The sequence below is a fragment of the Rhizobium sp. BK376 genome (assembly GCF_004341625.1).
GTDB lineage: Bacteria > Pseudomonadota > Alphaproteobacteria > Rhizobiales > Rhizobiaceae > Rhizobium.
The window spans coordinates 600,842-620,419 of the sequence record NZ_SLZG01000001.1; the positions used below are offsets into that span (position 1 = coordinate 600,842).

A 19,578-nucleotide genomic window follows, 5' to 3' on the forward strand; every position below is an offset into this window, starting at 1 on the left:
TTTCTTCCGACCGAAGTTCGAGCGGGGATCCCAGATGGGGATTATCGGCTCCGGCGGGCGACGCATCGGCCGCTTCCGCCGGAGCCGAGTTCGTCAAACCTGCTTGTCGATCTTTCTAAACTGCCTTGCGCCCTTCTTGTAATCCGGGCGCGGCGCGTCGGATTTGATATCGGTCAAGGCTACGTCGAAGCATTCGTCGAACAGGAACATGCGCCATTCCGAAACCGGCGGCATGCTGCTCTCACCATCCACCTGCCAGGCATTCATGGCCGACTTGAAGGCCGTCGTCGTTCCGACCGTGTGGACCTCCACCACGCGCGGCAGGCCCTCATAGGTCAGCGAGAGGCAGATCCCCTTTTCGATCGCCGAAATCGCCAACGCCTTATTCTGGGTGGCCTGCGCAAGGTTCTTGGGCTTGTAGTTCTTGATTTTGTGGGCGACTTCGCCAGCCCGGAAAGATGATTGATTGGCCACGTTCTGCTCTCCTTCATAAACTGAAGGGATAGTTTATACGATTCTGACGGGGACGTACGGGGATAAAGGACGAGACTACTTTCCTATCCGCCATTCGTTTTGATTAGACCCGCACCACCCGATCGCGCGATTGTGAGAGCTCCTTGCCCAGCGTATCGTGCCCCCGGTTTTTTCGCGACCATTGGGGGAATTCGAGATGCGATCCAGTCATTTCATGGCAGCCATGCTGCTTGCTTCCTGCTGTCTTGGCGCCGCCTCCCTGCAGGCGGCCGAAAGCACTGTCGCGCGGGGCAAATATCTCGTGCAGGTCGGCGGCTGCGGTGATTGCCATACGCCCGGCTATTTCCTCGGCAAGGCCGACGAGAGCCGCTATCTCGGCGGTTCCGATGTCGGCTTCAAGATACCGCCTGGAACGTTCGTCGGCGCGAACCTGACGCCGGACAAGGAGACCGGGCTTGGCAGCTGGTCGGTCGAGCAGATCGTCACCGCCATGACCAAGGGCCAGCGGCCGGACGGACGGATGCTGTCCGAGGTCATGCCGTGGCGCGACTTTGCCCATCTGACGCCTGCGGATGCCAAGTCGATCGCCATGTACCTGAAATCGCTGCCGCCGGTGAACCACAAGGTCCCCGGCCCGCTCGGGCCGAACGAAAAGCCGGACTTTCCAGTGCTGACGGTGGTTGCGCCCTGATATTGCGGAATGCCCTCATCAGCCTTGCAGCATTCGCTTGTGTCATTCAGGCGGTATGATAGGCTTCAAACGCAATGAGACGTTGCAACTAATTTCATTCCGAGTGAATTCCCGAGATTTTTTACACCCTTTAGAGGAGATATCCATGTCTAAGATGATGATTCTCGGCGTAAAAGGCGAAGACAAACTCTGGCTGGTCGACTTCGAGGCGGGCAGCGTAACCGCCATGGATGGAACGCGGGAAGACTATATGGCCCGCCGTGACGCGGAAGGCGCCACCTCGGACGTAGACGTCGCGGTTGCGGTTGAACCTGCTGAATCCGCATTTTCGGGCCGTATGTACAAGACGCCGGAAAATGCCGAGTTTACCCTCGTATTCGACACTGAAGAGGCGGCATTTTCCGGGCAATATTACAAAACTCCAGCTTCCGGCAGCTCTGCTGTAGACGTCGCGGTTGCCGTCGAAACCGTCGAATCCCCATTTTCGGGCCGTCTTTACAAGACGCCGGAAAATGCCGAATTTAGCCTCGTATTCGATACTGAAGAGACGGCATTTTCCGGGCAGTATTACAAAACTCCAGCTTCCGGCAGCTCTGCCACGGAACGCTCGTCTCACTGACGCGCCGGCCCGACTCGGGCCCGCAAGGGCCTGAGTCTCCTGGACCACAGAGTTTACGGCGCAACATTGACCACCTATTCCGATCGTATCTGTTCGCCTGATGAGACGATGGCGCGTGTCGTGCCGCTCCTCAGCCGATATGGAATAAGTCGCCTGGCTCGGCTGACGGATCTGGACAAGATCGGCATTCCGGTCTGGAACGCGATCGCCCCGAACTCCCGCTCGATCGTGATCAATCAGGGCAAGGGAATAGAGGACATCGACGCAAAGGTCTCAGCGGCGATGGAAGCCCTGGAACGCGCGGTTGCCGGCGATCCGAAGCTTGAGTTGCGCAACGCCAGTCAACGCGAACTGTTATCCGAAGGTTTTGGTGCCGAGACACTCGATACGCTGATTTTGGCTGGCCAACGCGAAGTCCATCCGGAAGAAAGTTTGTCGTGGACGATCGGTTTCGACATCCTGCAAAAGCGCCCCACCTGGGTGCCTGTCAACGCGGTCCAGCTCGACGACAGAAGCGTCAACAGGTTCTGGCAGTCGTCGGACGGCCTGGCCTCGGGAAATACGCTGTCGGAGGCGACGTTCCACGGGCTATTGGAGCGCATCGAGCGGGATGCCGAGATTCTGTCGCAATTCATCCCCGCTGAGGAGCGCAGGCTGAATTGCGTAGACCCGAAGTCTTTTCGGGATCCGGTCGTCGACAGCCTCGCCGCAAGGGTTCGCGCAGCCGGTTTCAGGCTCCAGATGTTCAACATCACCAGCAATGTCGGCGTTCCCTGCATCGAGGCTTTTATCGCCCCGGCGATGCCGGCCGGCGGCGTCATGCGCTACATCGAGATGACGCAGGGTGCCGGAGCCCATCCCAACAGCGTGCGCGCCGCAATCCGAGCTATCACCGAGGCAGCGCAATCGAGGCTGACCTATATCAGCGGGGCCCGCGACGACATCCTTCCGGAAACATTTGTCCGGCCGCTTCCCGATCATCTTCTCAAACTTCTTTCCATCGAGCCAACGGAAGCTCCCGCCAAGTTTGAGACCATTGCCGGAACGACGGTCGATGAAATGCTGTCGTCCATCGTCGACCGGCTGGTCGCGGTTGGGATCAAGTCGATCATCGTCGTAGACCTCAATCCCGGCGAAAAAGCTTTCAGCGTCGCGAAAGTCATCGTGCCCGGGCTGGAAAATCCCGACGGGCGACGGAAACGAAGGCTTGGACCCCGGGCGCTCAAGCGGATCATGGGGGCGAGGTGAAAATGCGTAGCCCCGGTGCTGACGGTGGTCGCGCTTTGTCGCAAAAAACATTCGTTAGTCCCGCCCGGCTTCCAGATCGGATCCGGCGGTGACGGGCGGTCCCATCAAGAGGTTGACGAGCACCAGCAGGGCGATGGCGCCGAACATGCCGACGAGGCGGTCGATCGCCGGCAGCAGGCTCGACGGCGGTCCTGATCCCTGCACCAGCGTCAGGATCAGTGCGACCGCAGCCTGAATGCCGAGGCCGGAAATGCCGTAGCGTCCGCTCTGCACCTGCATGGCCACGAAGGTGCCGGCCATGATCGCCATCAGCCATGGGAGGAGAAGCTGCATCAACGGCAGGGCCTGCAGAGCAAGGCCGATGGCGCCGCCGATCGCGCAGCCGGCGGCGCGCTGAAGCATGCGCTGGTTGATTGCCCGCTGGTCGGCGTCGGCAAGGCCGGTCAGGACGGGAACCGCCATGACCGCGCCGATCGATATGGCCATCTGGCTGAGATTGGGCAGCTCCAGCTGTCGCCAGATCAGCGGCACGAAGGCGATCGTCGTGCCGGTGCGCGTCGCATGGGACAGGACGTGCCAGTTGGGACCGAAAAGGCTGCCCCAGCCGGGTGCTGCAGGCGGCGCCTTTCCCTCCGGTGGAGCGAGCAGCCACGTCATCGACAGCGCAACAACCGTGCCCACAACGATCTCGGTTGCGCGATAGAATGCGATGGGTAAGGCCATGTCAGGATCGTCCAGCGCGCCCAAAATCACCATGACGGCCGTGATTCCGCCCAGCAGCCAGGCATAGCCGTGCGGGCTCAGAAGCGCGCCCATGATGGCGAGCGTTCCGGCGCAAAACAATAGCAGCATTGTGGCGAGCGGATCATAGGCCGCCCAGGGTGTAAGGATGAAGCCTGCGAGCGCCCCTACTGCCGTACCGATGATCCGCATTGCACCCTTCTGCAGCGATTGCGGGTGGCTTGCCTGCGTGCAGACGAAGGCGCTGATGCCAGCCCACCAGGGGTCTTCGAGCCGCAGCGCCAGTGCCGCCAAGATCGCGACGCCGACGGCAAGGGCAGCGTTCGTTGCCTGCCTTGCCCGGGGACCGGAAAGCGTCAGTTCGGCCGCCTCGGCGCGGATCGCCTTTGCCAGTTCCCCGATCATTGGAAGATCAGCGCACGGGCATCAGCGCCCATGTAAAGCATGAGACCGGCCGGCGGATCGACCAATGTCAGCGTGACCGGAAAGCGGCGCTTCAGCCGGATCCAGTCAGTTGTCGGCGCGACGTAGGGCAGAAGCCGACCTTCTGCCTCGTTGCGGCTGATGCCGCGCGCCACACCTTCGATACGGGCGCGGTAGAAGCGCCAGGGATGGGTGTCCAGCCATACCCAGGCGGTTTCGCCCTCGTGGAGGCCGGCAATGTAGCTTTCCTTGTAGTTGGCGACGATGCGCCAGCCTGCGGCATCGACGATGCCGATCAGCGGCGTGCCTGCCGTCGCAGTATCGCCAGGGTTGACGCCGAGATTGTTGATGGCGCCATCGGCCGGCGCGCGGATCTCGGTCTGCGTCAGCTGCCAGTCGGCCAGATCGAGCGCGGCGCGGGCCGCGGCAACGGCAGCGGTGCGCATTTCGAGCGCCCGGTTTGCCCGATCGAGGCCAACTGTATCGCCGGTGCCGTTCGCAACACCCGTCTGCGCGACCTCAACCGCGTCGCGCGCCGCATCCAGCTCTGCTGTTGCGACCTGCAGCGCAGCCTTTCGCCCGGCGACAGCGAGCCTGAAGGGCGCATCGTCGATAACGGCCAAAAGATCGCCCTTGTGCACATCCTGGTTGTTCTCGACATTCACGCGAGCGATCACGCCTGTCACCTGTGGCGCGACCGCGATGAAGTTCGAGGCGACATAGCCGTCATCGGTATAGGCGACCAGCGATGTCAGGACCTGCCAGAGCGCGAAGACGGCCAGAATGCCGGCAATTCCGACCATGAACCTGCGAAGCCGCTGCCGCCGGACTTTCGAGGCGACGGGCAGCACGGCGGTCGGATCGTTCTCAGGGGTCCCAGCGGTCATTCTGCCACTTTGCCGCGAATTCGATCTTCTGCCAAGACCACCTGCCGGCAGCACAAGACGGCTCGCCTATACATTTGATTATACTAATATTATAATCCCGGCATGACCAGGGAGGAGCTCATAGCCTTCGCGCTCAATCTGCCGGAGGCCACCGAAAGCGCGCATTTCGAGAGGCGGGCTTTTCGTGTGCGCGGGCGGATTTTCATGACCTTGCCCGGCGGCGATTATTGCGTGGTGCGGCTGAAGCCCGACCAGCAGAAGATGGCGCTCGCGATTGCGCCTGACGTGACTGTTGTCGTTCCCGGCGGCTGGGGCGAGCGTGGGGCGACGCGGCTCTATCACGCGGCCGCCGACGACCGCACTGTGCATGACCTTGTCCAGCAGGGGTGGAAGAACGCAGCACCCAAATCACTGATTTCGAAGGAAGAATAGGCGGCGCTCGGCCATTCGCCTTTGCGGGCGGCTCGGCTGGATCATCGGCGTTAGAACCTTGTTTCAGCTACGGCGCTCAATTATTTGGTTGCGCATCAGAATTGAGTTCGAGCATCGCTCGAAATTAAACTTTCCCGTTCTCTCTTCAGCCTATATTGTATTTATACGGCTTCGATCAAACGGCCCCATGCGTTCCACCGCACTCAAGTATCGTTTGCCTCGCCTCCATGCATAGTAAATTCAATATGGTATTACTGCAAATTTTGAACTTTATCTAGGAATTACAAATGCCGGAATATGCCATGTATATTCTTCTAGTTCCTTTTGTTTTATTTGCAATATATCGGAGATTTAGGACACTCAAGAAAACTCAACGATGGAAAAAAGTCGTAGCCATTGTCGATAGCTCATATACTCGAGGCGCCGGAGAAGGATCGCAAGATTACGTCGATGTGCACTACGAACTAGGTGGGCAAAAATTTCGCGTCACGCGTGTTCGCCACGAACAAACATTCAATATTGGGGACAGCATAAACCTCTTAGTCGACCCAGAAAATCCGGCAAACTGCATGACGGATACGACCGCTCTGATCGACCGCTTCTTAAAGCCGCATCTCGCGTCCAACCTCTAGATTTTCTTCTCCATCTGTTCCTCCGCATCATCCCCGACCGTCAGCGGCCAGTCGACCACGTAATCCTCGTAGTCCTCGATATCGATGCCCTCTTCGCTGATCGTGCGGCCGCGCGCGGAAATACCGGCCTGATGGACGGTTTCTGGATCGCCTGAAATCAGCGGATGCCACCAGTAGAGGTCGCGGCCCTCATTGACCAGCCGGTAGCCGCAAGTGGGCGGAAGCCAGGCGATGTCGGGGACATTTTCCTTGGTCAGTTGCACGCAATCGGGCACGAAATCCCAACGATTGGGGTAGCTGGAGCAACGACAGCTCTCGCCATCGAGCAGCTTGCAGCGGATCGAGGTGAAATAGACGTCGCCGGTATCCCATTCCTCCAGCTTGTTCAGACAGCAGAGGCCGCAGCCGTCGCAGAGGCTTTCCCACTCCTCGGTGTTCATCTCGGCCAGCGTCTTGCGCTTCCAGAAAGGCAGTTCGTCCATCATTCCTCGGTTCTTGGCCTCAGTTCTTGGGCCTTTGTTCTCAAGTCTCAGTCTTTGGGGCGCTAGCGCAGACGTGACCATAAAGCACAGCCCGCCGCATCTCTCTTGTTCTTTTCCCCAAATCAACCAATTATTCAATCAGGCGCGATTATGAGTGAATCCTGACCTTCTTAGGTCGGGTTCGGCAAATCAGGCCAATTCGGGCGGGAATTCGGGACGTGCAGGATCCAACCAATCCAGAAGAACAGCCGGAAGGCCGCAAGCCAAGGAAGCGGCACCTTCTGCTGCGCATCGATTCCTGGATCGATTCCACGGTCTGGAACGCCGGCTTCCGCGCCGCCGAAATCTGGGAAGACATCACCATCTTTTCCCGCCGTTTCCGCGCCCGCGGCTGGAAGCGCATCGTCTTCGAGCTTGCCGGCGAGGCCATGACGCTCGGCGTGGCAGGGACAGTCGTCATGCTGGCGCTTGCCATGCCTGCCTTCGAGGCTACACAGGGAGATTGGCGCAATCGCGGCAATTTCGCCGTTACCTTTCTCGATCGCTACGGCAACGTCATCGGCCATCGCGGCATCATCCATGAAGATTCCGTGCCGGTCGATCAATTGCCCGATTATTTCGTCAAGGCGGTCCTGGCGACCGAGGACCGGCGCTTCTTCGACCATTTCGGCATCGACGTCTTCGGCCTCTTCCGCGCATTGACCGTCAATGCCCAGGCGGGCGGCGTCGTCCAGGGCGGCTCGACGCTGACGCAGCAGCTCGCCAAGAACGTGTTCCTGACCAACGAGCGCTCGATCGAACGCAAGATCAAGGAAGCCTTCCTCGCCATCTGGCTGGAAGCCAACCTCTCCAAGAAGGAAATCCTCAGCCTCTATCTCGACCGCACCTATATGGGCGGCGGCACCTTTGGCGCTGCTGCCGCGGCGCAATATTACTTCGGCAAGAGCATCACCGACGTCAACCTTGCGGAGGCGGCCATGCTCGCCGGCCTCTTCAAGGCGCCGACCAAATATGCGCCGAGCGTCAACCTGCCGGCTGCCCGCGCCCGCGCCAACGACGTGCTCTCCAACCTCGTGCAATCAGGCTTCATGACCGAGGGCCAGGTGATCGCCGCTCGGCGCAATCCGGCCTCCGTCGTCGACCGCGCACAGTCCGAATCGCCGGACTTTTTTCTCGACTGGGCTTTCGACGAGGTGCAGCGGCTTTCCTCCCGCTTCCCCCAACGCACGCTGATCGTGCATACGACCGTGGACATGAGCCTGCAGAAGGCGGCCGAGGACGCTGTCGAATCGAGCCTGATGCAATATGGCGAGCAATATCACGCCAAGCAGGCGGCGAGCGTGCTCATCGAGAACGGCGGTGCGGTGCGCGCCATGGTCGGCGGGCGGGACTATGGCGAGAGCCAGTTCAACCGCGCTACCAAGGCACTGCGCCAGCCGGGATCGTCGTTCAAGATTTACACTTACTCGGTCGCGATGGAGAACGGCATGACGCCGGCGACCACCATCATCGACGCGCCGATCTCCTGGGGCAACTGGAGCCCGCATAATTTCGAAAACCGCTACGAGGGCAAGGTGACGCTGTTGCAGGCGATCACCCAGTCGATCAATACGATCCCCGTGCGGCTCGCCAAGGAGCATTTCGGCATCCAGCCCATCCGCGAGATGGCCAAGCGCTTCGGCGTCGAAACGCCGATCCGCAACGACAAGACGATCCCGATCGGCACGTCGGAAGTCACCGTTCTCGACCAGGCGACGGCCTATTCCGTCTTCCCCGCCGACGGCATGCAATCGCGCCGCCACGGCATCCAGCAGATCACCGGCTATGACGGCAAGGTTCTCTACGATTTCGACCGCGACGAGCCGCCGCCACAGCGCGTGCTGTCGGAAAAGGCGCTGTCCTACATGAACACGATGCTGATCAACGTGCCGCAAAACGGCACGGGCCGAAAGGCGCAGCTCGATCATGGCATCCTGATCGGCGGCAAGACCGGCACAACGTCTGCCTATCGCGACGCCTGGTTCATCGGCTTTTCCGGCAACTACACCTGCGCCGTCTGGTTCGGCAACGACGACTATACCTCGACCAACAACATGACGGGCGGCATGCTGCCGGCCATGACCTTCAAGAAGATCATGGACTATGCCCATCAGGGCATCGTGCTGAAGCCTATCCCAGGCATCGAGAATCCGTTCCCGCCGCAGAAGCCGCAGACGGTTGCCGCCAAGAAGCCGGCGCCGCCCAGCGACCAGCCGGTCCAGCCGCCGCCCTTGCGCCCCCGCACGCTCTCGGCGGATTCGACCAAGATCCTGCACGACCTGGGCCAGAAATTGCGGGAAGCAACGCCGCTCAATCCACAGAAAGTGGCGACCGCCGGCTGACGATGAGCCGCGTTCAACGGGGCAAATGAACGACATCCCTTTATCGATTTAGCGAGCCGGTAGATCACGGGCGGCGGCCGCAATGGTCAGCCCAGAGCAAGGCGTGGCCATTACGATAAGCTTTATTTATAGTTTATGCCCCGCCCCACCTATCCCCCTAGTTGAAAGCCGCTTTTTATGGGCCTGCAGCTTGATCATACCGCATCCCACCCATCAGCGCTCGTTGCCATCCTGGAACAGGTTTCCAGCTTCATGGACGCCGGTGACGACAATGCCGCCATCGCCGCACTTCTCTCCGTGCAGGAGCCTGTCCGTCTGGATCCTTCCGCATGCCGTACACTTGCCAATCTGCTTCTGCGTGCCGGCAGGCCGCAGGATGCCATCTTCTGGTTCGATGCCGTACTTAGCATGAGCCCGGGCGACGCCGAGGCAATCGCCGGCCTCGGCACCGCCTGCCAGGCTGTCGGCGATCTGACACGGGCGTTGCAATGCTGCGAAGCGATCCTCGTATTCCGCTGGAAGGATGCCGATGCCTGGTACGATCATGGTGACGTGCTCGCTCGAATCGGCCGGCTGCCTGAATCGCTTGTAAGCCTCGACCGCGCGATCGAACTTAAGGCCGACCACGTCCCGGCGCTGACGAAGCGCAGCCGGGTCCTCTCGGTGCAGGGCAAGGTCTCAGAGGCGGTATTCTCGGCCTTGCGCTGCTGCGACCTGATGCCGAACGATCCGGCGCCCTGGCTCTTGGTCGGCGATATACTCAAGGAGGGTGACGACCTCGGGCGGGCGATATCGGCCTATGAAAAGGCGCTGACGATCGCCCCCAGGGATGTTGTCTGCCTTTGCAAGAAGGCACAGGCGCTGAAGGATGCCCGGCAGAAGAAGCTTGCCGTGACCTATGCCCGCACCGCGCTTCGCATCGAGCCGAACCACAGAGAGGCGCTGCTCCTATGCGGCGGCCTGGAGCACGATCTTGGTAACGAAGAAGCAGCGCGCGCCTGCTTTCTGAAGGTCGCGACTTCAGGAGCCGCCCGCAACTATACGGCCGAGCGCCGGCCTGCCAGTTTCAAGGCGCTGATGCTCTTTTCGCCACTATCCGGCAATACGCCCTATGAAGACCTGATCAGCGACAGTTCTTTCGACACCGATGTCATCCTCATCCTGCCCGATCATCACTACGACCCGCAGACAATAAGCGCGGACACCGACGTCGTCGTCAATCTGGTGTCGGAGGCGGATCTCGGACGCGATATCATTGCATCGCTGGTGGACTTCGCCGATTCCCTCGGAAAGCCCGTGGTCAATCATCCCCGGCTGATCCTGCAGACGGATCGCGCGACCATCGCGGAGAGCCTTGCCGCCATATCGGGCGCGATCATGCCGGCAACCGTCCAGGTCGAAGCCGCCGTCCTGCGGCAAATCCTGCGCAGTGGCGCGGTCACGAGCATCCAGACGATCGTCCGCCATGCCGGCACCCATGGCGGCGACAAGATGGAACTGGTTTCGACGCCGGAAGAGTTGCTTGCCTTTGCCGAGGAAGCCGGAGACCAACCGCTCTACCTCACCGATTTCGTCGACTACAGGTCCGCCGACGGCTACTTCCGCAAATATCGCTTCGTCTTCGTCGGCGACGAGATTTTTGCCTATCACCTGGCAATCGGCGATGTCTGGAAAGTGCATCACATGTCGACGCGCATGGCCGATGTCGCATGGATGCGCGACGAGGAAAAAGCCTTTCTGGAGCAGCCGGATCGCGTCTTCGGGGCGGAAGCCATGGCAACACTCGATGCCATCAGGCGCAAGGTGGGGCTCGATTATTTCGGCATCGACTGTTCGCTGGATGCCGAGGGCCAGGTCGTGGTGTTCGAAGTCAATGCTTCGATGCTGATCCATCTACACAACAAGGATTTTGAGTACAAGACGCCGCATGTGATGAAGATCAAGGATGCTTTCGAGCGCCTGCTGCAACGCCGGGCCAACGAGGGAAAAGCGCCCGCACCGGATTTGCCGCAACCTGCTGCCAAGGCGGGATAGAGCCACGCCCTACCCCGCGTTTGAGCTAATCGAGCTCTTCTCGCAGGAATTATCGGCGAGGCCTTCCGGCGTCGCCGAGCAAGAGCCGCCGACAGACATCACGAAATCCATCATCGGGTTCACGCGGAACCTCGGTCTTCTTCGTCCAGACGATTCGCGCGCTACGCGGCATCGTTCGTCCGGCAAGCAGCCAATAGATGAAGCCACTTGCGCAGCCGATTATGATGGAGGCCACGCCAACGTGGCTGGCCAAGAGCGAACTCGAAGGCGGCGGCGGTGGGCCGTAGCTTTCGAGCAGCAGACCAAGAAACCCGCCGGATAAAACGTAATAGAGCTTATTTCGCAAGCTCATCACTTCACCGACGACAATGATCAGGCCTGCAGGAAAGAAAAGCAGGTAGACGACGAACGGAAATGCAACCGCAGCAAACTCGATGACGGCAGCGAAATCGCCAGATGTCCCATAATGTTGCGGCGCCGTGTCCTTGATCACCATGAAGGCGGCCATGAGGACGCAGGCAACGAGCACGGCGGCGAGATAGCCGCCCAGAGCGACTGCGAAGCGAACGGAAACATAGGCCACAGATCTCCAGCCAAGATCTGCAGCCTGTATCAACCCGCCGTATACTATGCCGAGCCTCTCAAAGCTGCGCATCAGAGATATAGGGTTCCCACCTTCAGCCGCTTTGACTGTATCACGGGTCATCTGCGCGATCCAAAAACATATCATTCCTGGGTTGCAAACTGGGAGCGACCGGCAACGGGATTGAACGTTTTTGGGGTGTGCCAGATTGTCTTTGAATATTAGGGAAGCTGCCGGTGATAAGCTCTCGTTAACCATCCAGCGGGTATAAAAAAGGATCAATTCGACCGATTGCGAGCACCCCCGTTTTTGTAGCCGAGTAGCCATGTCCATCATCCATGCCTTCAGCGCGAATAGCGGCCGTCTTATCGAGCTGACGTTCGGCCCCGGATCGCCCAGCCGGCGGCAACATTCGACGGGTAAAGGGCAGGCGAAACTGGCGAAATCCCGTATCCTCGTGCTCGTCTGCGCCCTGGCGATTGCCTATGTCGCCATCTTTACAAAGCTCACCTATCTGGCAATGACGCCGGAGGACCTCACATCGTCCATTCCGCCAAGCCAGGCGCCCGCATTCCGTCCAGACATCGTCGATCGGAACGGCGAGCTGATGGCGACCGATATTCGCACCGTATCGATGTTTGCGGAACCGAACCGCGTTGTCGACGTCGATGAAACGGTCGAGAAGCTCGCTGGCGTCTTCCCGGATCTGGACAGAAAATCCCTTTACCAGAAGCTCTCGGACAAGCGGTCGCGCTTTGCCTGGCTGCGTCGGCAGCTGACGCCGAAACAGCAGAACGCAGTCCTTGCGCTCGGCCTGCCGGCGATCGGGTTCCGCCCGGAAGTTAAACGTTTCTATCCCGGTGGTCGCACCGCCGCGCATATCCTCGGCTATGTCGACATCGACAATCACGGCGTGGCGGGGATGGAGAAATATCTCGACATGCAGGGTCTCTCGGATCTGGCCGCAACAGGCATGACGCCGAGCGACGCCGCGCTGCAGCCCGTGCGACTGTCGGTCGACCTGCGCGTCCAGAACATCGTCCATGACGTTGTCGCGGCGGCACCTGCGACCTATCAGGCCCAATCGGCCGGGGCCGTCATCCTCGACATCCATACCGGCGAAGTGCTGGCCATGGCCTCGGCCCCGGATTTCGATCCCAACGACCCGCAGACCGACGTCAAGGGCTGGCTGAACCGCATGTCGAACGGCACCGACGAAATGGGCTCGGTCTTCAAGACCTTCTCGATGGCGATGGCCTTCGATACCGGCACGGTCAAGCTCACCGACACGTTCGACGCCAGCACGCCGCTGCATTACGGCGGCTTCACCATCCACGACGACCGCGACGTGCCGCGCCGGGTACTGTCGATCCCGGAAATCTTCCGCTACTCCTCCAACGTCGGCACGGCCAAGATGATGGAGAAGGTCGGCATGGAGAACCAGCGCGCCTATCTCAACCGTTTCGGCCTGCTATCCAGGATGGACACCGAGCTGCCCGAGGTGGCGAAGCCGAGCCAGCCGAAGGTCTGGAAGATGATCAACTCGCTGACCGCCGCCTTCGGTCACGGCGTTGCCACAACGCCGATGCAGACGGCGGTTGCGGGTGCTGCCCTCATCGACGACGGCAAGCTGATTGAGCCTACCTTCCTGCCGCGTACCCAGGAAGAGGCTGAAAAGACCGCAAAGATCGTCGTCAAGCAGAGCACCAGCGACGTCATCAAATATCTCTTCAAGCTCAACGGCGAACAGGGCTCGGGCAGGATGGCCGATGTTGCCGGCTTCCACGTCGGCGGCAAGACCGGCACGGCCAACAAGGTCATCAACGGCGTCTACTCGCACAAGCTGAGCTTCAACTCCTTCCTCGCAGCCTTCCCCATAGATCACCCGAAATATGTGGTTCTGTCCTTCATCGACCAACCGCTAACGGGCGTGCACAACCTGAACCTCGCCGCAGAGACGGCCGCACCGATGGTTCATGACATCATCAGCCAGGCGGCACCGCTGCTGGGCATCGAACCGAACTTCGGTAATGTTCTGGCTTCGTATTGAGGGCTTGAGGAAGCCGCGTCTTGGCAAGCGGCCAGACGACACACGGCCGCGCTCTAAATATGCATGATTGGGTAGCCCGTTGCCATCAGTGGCGGGTCACGGCTGAAGCGGTCGTCAATGGAGTAAGAACCAAAGCTTAACAAGGACCGGTATCGTCACGCCGGCGATCGCGACTATGCCTGCCTGCCGTAGCAGCCTGCGCCCTAGTTTTATCTGCCTTTCCCGCTTTTCGGCGAGCGAAGCCGGCTTTTCAGGCGCGGATCGGAGTCGTGTCCGTTTGGCATTCAGCCAACAGGTATCGAAGATGGCCCCCATTGCGACAATGGCGACCAACCACTGAAATATCGCAACGCTGAGCCCACCGCGGACATAGAAATACAGGCTGAAAAGTGCCACGGCTGAGACACTTAGGATCAGCGTCCTTACGAGATCGCCGCCCTTGATTTCACTTAGCATATCCAAAACCTCAGCAGACTAACGCGTAGTGACCACGTTGCAGGTTGCTGAACAGCGTTCAACTTTGCAATCAAAAATTGCTGCACAAAACATCTATGCCTAATGATGGTAAATAGCCGCTTATGCCGCCATTCTCGCGTTAACATCGCCAGGGATGGCTGGTGGCATTTGCTGCCTGACATAGCAAATATGACCTCCGATGTAATTGAGACACCTCCTGGCGGGGCATAGTTTCCAGGCATCTCAAGACGAGATCGGCACTAACCGTGCCGGAGAGATGCCTCACGAAACATCGGAGAATGAATAATGACCGAGAAGACGTTTACCATGCGCGAAGCCCCGGAATGGCTGCTTTCCTTCTGGAGGGAAATCGACGACAAGACTTTCGGCGAAGGCTTCGATTGCTTTGCTGAAAATGCGACTGCCAATCTCGGCATCGCCGAATGGAGAGGCCGCGAGACGATCCGCGAGAGCCTGCGTGCTTTTATCGACACGGGCTTTACCGCCCATCACGACGTGACCGAGTATTGGGATGGCGGATCGCTGAAGGTGTTCCGCGGCTTTGTGACAATGACGCCGGACGACCGAAGTCACCCTGTCGTCAAGCCCGTCATGACCCACTTTTTCTACATGGACGAAGCAGACCCCACTAAAGTGCGCCACTGGTTTGGCTCCGTCGGTCCGGTTCAGTTCTGATCTTTTCGGTTCGAGCGTTTCCGTTCGGTACCGTGCGGATATGGAAACCAACATGCCTCGCGGGCCCTTTCCTCCTCGAAGGGACTGCGAGGCATAAGCACAGGGAGGCCTGCATGAACGGCAACGGGAGAGGCATGGCGATATCGAGAGAGCCCGGACCATTGCTGCGTCACTGGCGGGAAGTGCGCGGCAAGAGCCAACTCGACCTTTCCATGGATACCGGCGTGTCGCAGCGTCACATCAGCTTTGTGGAAAGCGGCCGCAGCGTTCCCAGTCGCCAGCGGCTGATGACGGTTGCCGAAGCACTGGAGGTGCCGTTTCGCGAACGCAACACGCTGCTGCTGGCGGCCGGCTACGCGCCGCTCTATTCGGATGACTCCTGGGATGCACCCGACATGCAGCCCGTGGTGGAGGCCTTGCGTCGAATGCTCAGACAGCACGAGCCCTTTCCCGCCGTTGTCATGGACCGCTACTGGAACGTTGTCATGTCCAACGACGCAGCGCCCCGCTTCTTCAATTGCTTCGTCGACATGGCAGAGCGCAAGCTGCCGCGCAACCTGCTGCACCTGATGTTCGACCCCAAAGGCATGCGCCCCTTCATTCAGGGCTGGGCCGAGACCTCAAAGAGCCTTCTCGCCCGTGTACATCGGGAATCGATCGGCCGGGTGATCGATGACAAGACGAGGGAACTGTTGAAGACCTTGCTTGCCTATCCCGATGTCGATGTCGACTGGAAGGCGCTTGACGCTCCCGCCAGCACGCCGATCGTTCCGCTGAATTTCGTTAGGGATGGCACGACGTTGAGCTTCTTTTCGCTGATCACGACAGTCGGCACGCCGATGACGATCGCGGCTCAGGAATTGAGGGTCGAATCCCTATTTCCGACCGATGCGGAAACGGAAAAGCTCTATGCCGAGATGATGAAGGACGCACCAATGCCGGTCCTGCCGACGGATCACTGAACGAGCCTCGACCTACTCATTCCGTGCAATTGCCGGACGCCGAAACCGACCAATATGGCTGCCTGCAGAGGTATCGACGCTCCGGATGATGCGTTGCGGCCCACGACGTCCACAGGGAGGTACTTATGGACGATACGGCGATTTTGACGGTTCCTGTTTTCAGCACTCTATGCAACGAGGCTTTCCGGCTCCGGCGCGAGGTATTCATCGTCGAGCAGAATGTGCCCGAGGAAGAGGAATTCGATGTCGGGGATTTCACGGCCTTTCACGTGGTGTCCATCGGTTCCGGCGAAGTCCGCGGGACGCTGCGGGTGATCCATGCCGAGGAGCATGTGAAGATCGGCAGGGTCGCCGTCGGCATCAGGTGGCGCGGATGCGGCATTGCCAGCGCCATGATCGGCTACGCGATGGAAACCCACCGCGCGGCACGCGACAACCGCTTCTACCTGACCGCCCAGAGCGACAAGGTTGCGCTTTACCAGCGCTTCGGCTTCACCGCATTCGGCGATGAATTTTTCGATGGGGGAATGCCGCATCTTGAGATGAAGAACTACTGATCGTGTTTCCTCGCGCGCACTTGATTGTCTCCCACTATCTTTGACATACAGGCCGACGGTGTCCGGCGAGGAGAAGCCTGTGGTCAAGCGACAAGAAGCAATCATAGGCCATTATGAACGGTCGTGGGGGACGCGTCCGCAGAAGGTAGATTTCTCCGAGGGACCGATCCATCAGCTCCCGCCCGATTTCGCGGTGTTAAAGTTCGGCCCCAGCGCTGATCGAGACATGTGGACCTATTCAACTGCATGCATGTCGCAAGAAGGAGATAAGAAGGCGCTCGAACTTCATGTTCATAGTCCCTACGAAACTGACGACGTGGCTGAACTGCTCGTGGCGACGGCGCATTATCACAGGACCGGAGCGATCCTGGATCTAGGTCATTCCGTTAATTTCGGCCGCCCTTGGTTGAACCATGCGCGCGCTGATCATGGCCTTATCTTGTTGCCCTATTTGGACGGGCCAAGCCTCGAAATCTTCAATTTGGAAGGCGGCCCAATTCATTTCTATTGGCTTCTGCCGATTACGCGAGAAGAAATCACATTTAAGAAAATACATGGACTGGAAGCATTGGAGACCGAATTCGACAAAGTTGGTCTCAAATATTTAAGCCCCGACCGCGGCAGCGTGGTTTGAGCGTTTCTGGTAGAACGCGAGCTTATTGCGATACAATAGATTGGAATTGCCGAAGATGAGAGTATTTCCTCAGATCACCTTTTTCGTCGCTTCTATTTTGGCCTCTGTATCTTACGCACATGAGCTAGGGCCAATACCAGAAAATGCGGGATTGGGCATAGCAGCGGTAAGCATGAATGTCGCGATGGTCTGCGATCTACAATTCAAGCGTCCGGAAATGGTTCGTGATGCAAAGGCCCTTTTCTTAAAGTTCGCGAAGAAGGAATTTAAGCAGCCAGAAGTTGCGACCGAGAGGGCTTTCGCTTATCTGCGACGTCAGGTGACGAGGGAGCGATTGGCTGAATATCACAAACAAACCCCGAAAAGTTGTGATGAGTTTTCAAGAATGTTCCGTCGGGAGCTTTCCCGCTGACCAGCGGATCGGCTTTGGCGGCCAGAAGCCGTCATCAGTGATGTTTTTCCAGCGCTACAATGGTTTCGCCCTGTCTGCCAGACCATTCCGACGCGGCCAGAAAGAAACCATTGGGGTAATCGTCAAGATGGTGTTTCCCATCCTCGAAAAGGTTGGGCTTAATAGCCTTCCAGTAATCGAAACGGTCTGATTCGGGCACCCAACGGAGCCTCTTTCCGACGTCTGCCTCAACGAACTGTACAGGCCCAGCTTTCAGCAGCGTCCTGATGTCTTCGGTCGTCAGGTCTCGAACCTTCCGACCAAAGTCGCCCTTGTCGTCCCAAAGGACTTCCAACGGCATCGTTAAAGCCCACCCGTATAAATCGCGGTGCAAACGTCCGTCCACCATTCAACTCCCCATCGATAGCGGCGGCCCTCCCAAGGAAAGCAGTCGGCCCATGGCGATCATTGCGCAGCCTCACCGACGCGTCCAGTGTACGGCGACAAGGCGAAATGCAAGCGCGACGGCGCAGAGACCCCACGGCGCCATGACTAGGTAAGATGTGGCGGTCGCACCGACACATTCGCTTTCGTCAATTTGACAGCTTTGAGCGACACCAAGCCACAGGTACATTGCTGCAACCGACACCGAGAGAGCGGCGAATATCAGGGATGCCCAAGTCCACACACCTCGGCGCATAAATGACGCGGAAATGATAATTGCCAAACACGGAAGTATCGTAAGCCCCAATAAGGAAGTCATGTCTGGCCCCGGCTTTCCCATGACGTGCCGGCGGCAAATGTAGCTGCTTCGCAGACGATCGCAATGGTCGCTCATGGGGCCGTGAGCAGACTCAGGTCAGGCTGGCAATCGACCATTTCCCCTGACCGTAAGGACCGGGCGGTCGACGTCCTCGATGGCACTTGCCGTCGAATTCCTGAGATTCGCCTTTCTCCGGTGGAGCGCGCACAACCCTGCCTTTCCCCTCATTGCAGAATCAGGGATAAGCTATTGGTTCCAATAGTCACGAGGAAACCAAGGTGTTCCGGGTTCCCCTTCTGGTCGCGCTTTCGCTCGTCATAGCTTTCGGCGGCGGCATCATGTTCACGCTTTATGCGCTGGACGCGACCGCCGGCTTTGGTGCGATCAGGCTGGGTGCCTGGGAGGCTTTTCCGAGCCTGCACACTGCTGAAGCAGATCCTTACGCCAAATCCCATCGCGCCCGCGCCGGAAGATTGCTCTATGGCACCGCGGAGGGCCTCGTCTTTACCGCGCTCGATGACGATAGCGGCGGCCGGCTGACGGCGGGCTGCCGTTACCGCATCAGCGGCCAGACACCCCCTGCCCGTCTCTGGACGCTGTTTACGGCCGGCGAGGACAGCGAGCCGCTGCCGCCGATCGAAGGCCGTCCTTCGGCGCTCAATTCCTGGACGGTGCTGCGCAATGCGGATTCGAGCTTCGACATTACCGTGTCGCAGGACGCCCATGCCGGAAACTGGCTGGCGCTGCCCGCATCCGGAGATTTCCGGCTGGTGCTGACGCTGCTCGATTCCCCCGCCGCCGGCAATTCGGGACTGATCGACCTTTCCATGCCGAAACTCGAAAAGATCGGTTGCGGCCATGTTTAGGATCATCTCTGCCGTTCTGACGGGGATTTTCGGTGCGGCCCTGCTCCACCTCGTCATCATCCTGTCGCTGCCGCATTTTTCCGATCGCGACGCCTATACGCGCGTCGAGGATGAAGGGGACGAGAACCACTTCTACATGCTTGATGACAAGGATGACGATGCCGGGCTTTCCAACGGCGATCCCTATATCAGGACGGCGGTCTGCGCCTTCGATATCGGCGACCAGCCAATCCGGCTGACGGCGGCCGGCAAGGTGCCGTTCTGGTCGCTCTCGATTTACGACAGGGCTTCGAACGAGGTCTTCAGCATGAGCGACCGGACGTCGGTCGGCGGCCTGCTGGACGTTCTGGTCGCCTCGCCGATCCAGCTGACGACCCTGCGCAAGGCGCTGCCGCCGTCGCTTTCCCAATCGATCCTTGTGGAGATGCCTCATCCTGAGGGCTATGCGGTGCTGCGGACGATGGCGCCGCAGTCAAGCTTTGACGAAGCCGCGCGCGGCTTCCTTGCGGAAGCGGGCTGCGACGTCTTTGACGGCAGTTAGGCGACACGGGAGGGGCCGACCGTCGCGCCGTCTGC

21 protein-coding genes are annotated in these 19,578 nt (G+C 59.4%); 15 read left to right on the plus strand and 6 right to left on the minus strand.

The window, feature by feature from the left end; all coding sequences use genetic code 11:
* Nucleotides 1-93: 93 nt before the first annotated feature.
* A complete protein-coding gene (locus EV561_RS03050) occupies nucleotides 94-474 on the minus strand; it encodes a hypothetical protein (protein WP_245512569.1) in 381 nt (126 codons plus the stop codon).
* A gap of 223 nt (nucleotides 475-697) precedes the next feature.
* On the opposite strand from EV561_RS03050, the gene EV561_RS03055 reads away from it, so the two are divergent.
* The 3 genes from EV561_RS03055 to EV561_RS03065 all read left to right on the plus strand — a co-directional run bounded on the left by EV561_RS03055 (nucleotide 698) and on the right by EV561_RS03065 (nucleotide 3,032).
* On the plus strand, nucleotides 698-1,165 hold the full coding sequence (locus tag EV561_RS03055; protein WP_132518072.1) for a cytochrome c: 468 nt from the start codon (nucleotides 698-700) through the stop codon (nucleotides 1,163-1,165).
* A gap of 154 nt (nucleotides 1,166-1,319) precedes the next feature.
* On the plus strand, nucleotides 1,320-1,784 hold the full coding sequence (locus EV561_RS03060) for a hypothetical protein (RefSeq protein ID WP_132517456.1): 465 nt from the start codon (nucleotides 1,320-1,322) through the stop codon (nucleotides 1,782-1,784).
* A 66-nt stretch (nucleotides 1,785-1,850) separates the two neighbouring features.
* A complete protein-coding gene (locus tag EV561_RS03065; RefSeq protein ID WP_281024701.1) occupies nucleotides 1,851-3,032 on the plus strand; it encodes a YcaO-like family protein in 1,182 nt (393 codons plus the stop codon).
* A gap of 54 nt (nucleotides 3,033-3,086) precedes the next feature.
* Here EV561_RS03065 and EV561_RS03070 read toward each other — a convergent pair whose 3' ends face one another.
* Both EV561_RS03070 and EV561_RS03075 read right to left on the minus strand, forming a co-directional pair.
* Complete coding sequence (locus EV561_RS03070; protein ID WP_132517458.1) at nucleotides 3,087-4,178, minus strand: FUSC family protein; 1,092 nt, start codon at nucleotides 4,176-4,178, stop codon at nucleotides 3,087-3,089.
* The gene (locus EV561_RS03075; RefSeq protein WP_245512570.1) at nucleotides 4,175-5,083 is read right to left on the minus strand and encodes an efflux RND transporter periplasmic adaptor subunit; all 909 of its coding nucleotides are present in this window, start codon (nucleotides 5,081-5,083) and stop codon (nucleotides 4,175-4,177) included. Before EV561_RS03075 ends, EV561_RS03070 begins: the two co-directional genes overlap by 4 nt.
* Nucleotides 5,084-5,185: 102 nt before the next feature.
* Between EV561_RS03075 and EV561_RS03080 the strand changes: the two genes are divergently transcribed.
* A complete protein-coding gene (locus EV561_RS03080) occupies nucleotides 5,186-5,515 on the plus strand; it encodes an MmcQ/YjbR family DNA-binding protein (RefSeq protein WP_132517460.1) in 330 nt (109 codons plus the stop codon).
* A gap of 287 nt (nucleotides 5,516-5,802) precedes the next feature.
* Nucleotides 5,803-6,147, plus strand: a complete 345-nt coding sequence (locus EV561_RS03085; RefSeq protein WP_132517462.1) for a DUF3592 domain-containing protein — start codon at nucleotides 5,803-5,805, stop codon at nucleotides 6,145-6,147.
* Here the strand turns inward: EV561_RS03085 and EV561_RS03090 are convergent.
* A complete protein-coding gene (locus tag EV561_RS03090) occupies nucleotides 6,144-6,629 on the minus strand; it encodes a YcgN family cysteine cluster protein (RefSeq protein WP_132518078.1) in 486 nt (161 codons plus the stop codon). The two genes, EV561_RS03085 and EV561_RS03090, sit on opposite strands and share 4 nt — an antisense overlap.
* 218 nt (nucleotides 6,630-6,847) lie before the next feature.
* Here EV561_RS03090 and EV561_RS03095 point away from each other — a divergent pair, with 218 nt between their 5' ends.
* Both EV561_RS03095 and EV561_RS03100 read left to right on the plus strand, forming a co-directional pair.
* Entirely contained in the window at nucleotides 6,848-9,010 is a 2,163-nt protein-coding gene (locus EV561_RS03095) for a PBP1A family penicillin-binding protein (RefSeq protein WP_245512571.1), read from the plus strand.
* Between the two features lie 177 nt (nucleotides 9,011-9,187).
* The gene (locus tag EV561_RS03100; protein WP_132517466.1) at nucleotides 9,188-11,044 is read left to right on the plus strand and encodes a tetratricopeptide repeat protein; all 1,857 of its coding nucleotides are present in this window, start codon (nucleotides 9,188-9,190) and stop codon (nucleotides 11,042-11,044) included.
* Nucleotides 11,045-11,093: 49 nt separating this feature from the next.
* On the opposite strand, the gene EV561_RS03105 is transcribed toward EV561_RS03100, so the two are convergent.
* Nucleotides 11,094-11,963 (minus strand): hypothetical protein, encoded by an 870-nt coding sequence (locus EV561_RS03105; protein WP_132517468.1) that lies wholly within the window; start codon nucleotides 11,961-11,963, stop codon nucleotides 11,094-11,096.
* On the opposite strand from EV561_RS03105, the gene EV561_RS03110 reads away from it, so the two are divergent.
* The 6 genes from EV561_RS03110 to EV561_RS03135 all read left to right on the plus strand — a co-directional run bounded on the left by EV561_RS03110 (nucleotide 11,953) and on the right by EV561_RS03135 (nucleotide 17,394).
* Nucleotides 11,953-13,677, plus strand: coding sequence for a penicillin-binding protein 2 (locus tag EV561_RS03110; RefSeq protein ID WP_132517470.1), 1,725 nt, complete (start codon nucleotides 11,953-11,955; stop codon nucleotides 13,675-13,677). The genes EV561_RS03105 and EV561_RS03110 overlap by 11 nt on opposite strands.
* Before the next feature lie 762 nt (nucleotides 13,678-14,439).
* Entirely contained in the window at nucleotides 14,440-14,829 is a 390-nt protein-coding gene (locus EV561_RS03115) for a nuclear transport factor 2 family protein (protein WP_132517472.1), read from the plus strand.
* Between the two features lie 113 nt (nucleotides 14,830-14,942).
* Entirely contained in the window at nucleotides 14,943-15,791 is an 849-nt protein-coding gene (locus EV561_RS03120; protein WP_132517474.1) for a helix-turn-helix transcriptional regulator, read from the plus strand.
* 125 nt (nucleotides 15,792-15,916) lie between these two features.
* Entirely contained in the window at nucleotides 15,917-16,348 is a 432-nt protein-coding gene (locus EV561_RS03125; protein ID WP_132517476.1) for a GNAT family N-acetyltransferase, read from the plus strand.
* A 79-nt stretch (nucleotides 16,349-16,427) separates the two neighbouring features.
* Complete coding sequence (locus tag EV561_RS03130) at nucleotides 16,428-16,982, plus strand: suppressor of fused domain protein (protein WP_132517478.1); 555 nt, start codon at nucleotides 16,428-16,430, stop codon at nucleotides 16,980-16,982.
* A 55-nt stretch (nucleotides 16,983-17,037) separates the two neighbouring features.
* Nucleotides 17,038-17,394: a hypothetical protein gene (locus EV561_RS03135; RefSeq protein ID WP_132517480.1), complete on the plus strand. Its 357-nt coding sequence runs from the start codon at nucleotides 17,038-17,040 to the stop codon at nucleotides 17,392-17,394.
* A gap of 34 nt (nucleotides 17,395-17,428) precedes the next feature.
* Here EV561_RS03135 and EV561_RS03140 read toward each other — a convergent pair whose 3' ends face one another.
* A complete protein-coding gene (locus EV561_RS03140) occupies nucleotides 17,429-17,782 on the minus strand; it encodes a hypothetical protein (RefSeq protein ID WP_132517482.1) in 354 nt (117 codons plus the stop codon).
* Nucleotides 17,783-18,414: 632 nt separating this feature from the next.
* Here EV561_RS03140 and EV561_RS03145 point away from each other — a divergent pair.
* Nucleotides 18,415-19,002 (plus strand): DUF1214 domain-containing protein, encoded by a 588-nt coding sequence (locus tag EV561_RS03145; protein WP_132517484.1) that lies wholly within the window; start codon nucleotides 18,415-18,417, stop codon nucleotides 19,000-19,002.
* Nucleotides 18,995-19,543, plus strand: coding sequence for a DUF1254 domain-containing protein (locus tag EV561_RS03150; protein WP_132517486.1), 549 nt, complete (start codon nucleotides 18,995-18,997; stop codon nucleotides 19,541-19,543). The genes EV561_RS03145 and EV561_RS03150 overlap by 8 nt, the downstream gene beginning before the upstream one ends.
* The last annotated feature ends 35 nt before the right edge of the window (nucleotides 19,544-19,578 follow it).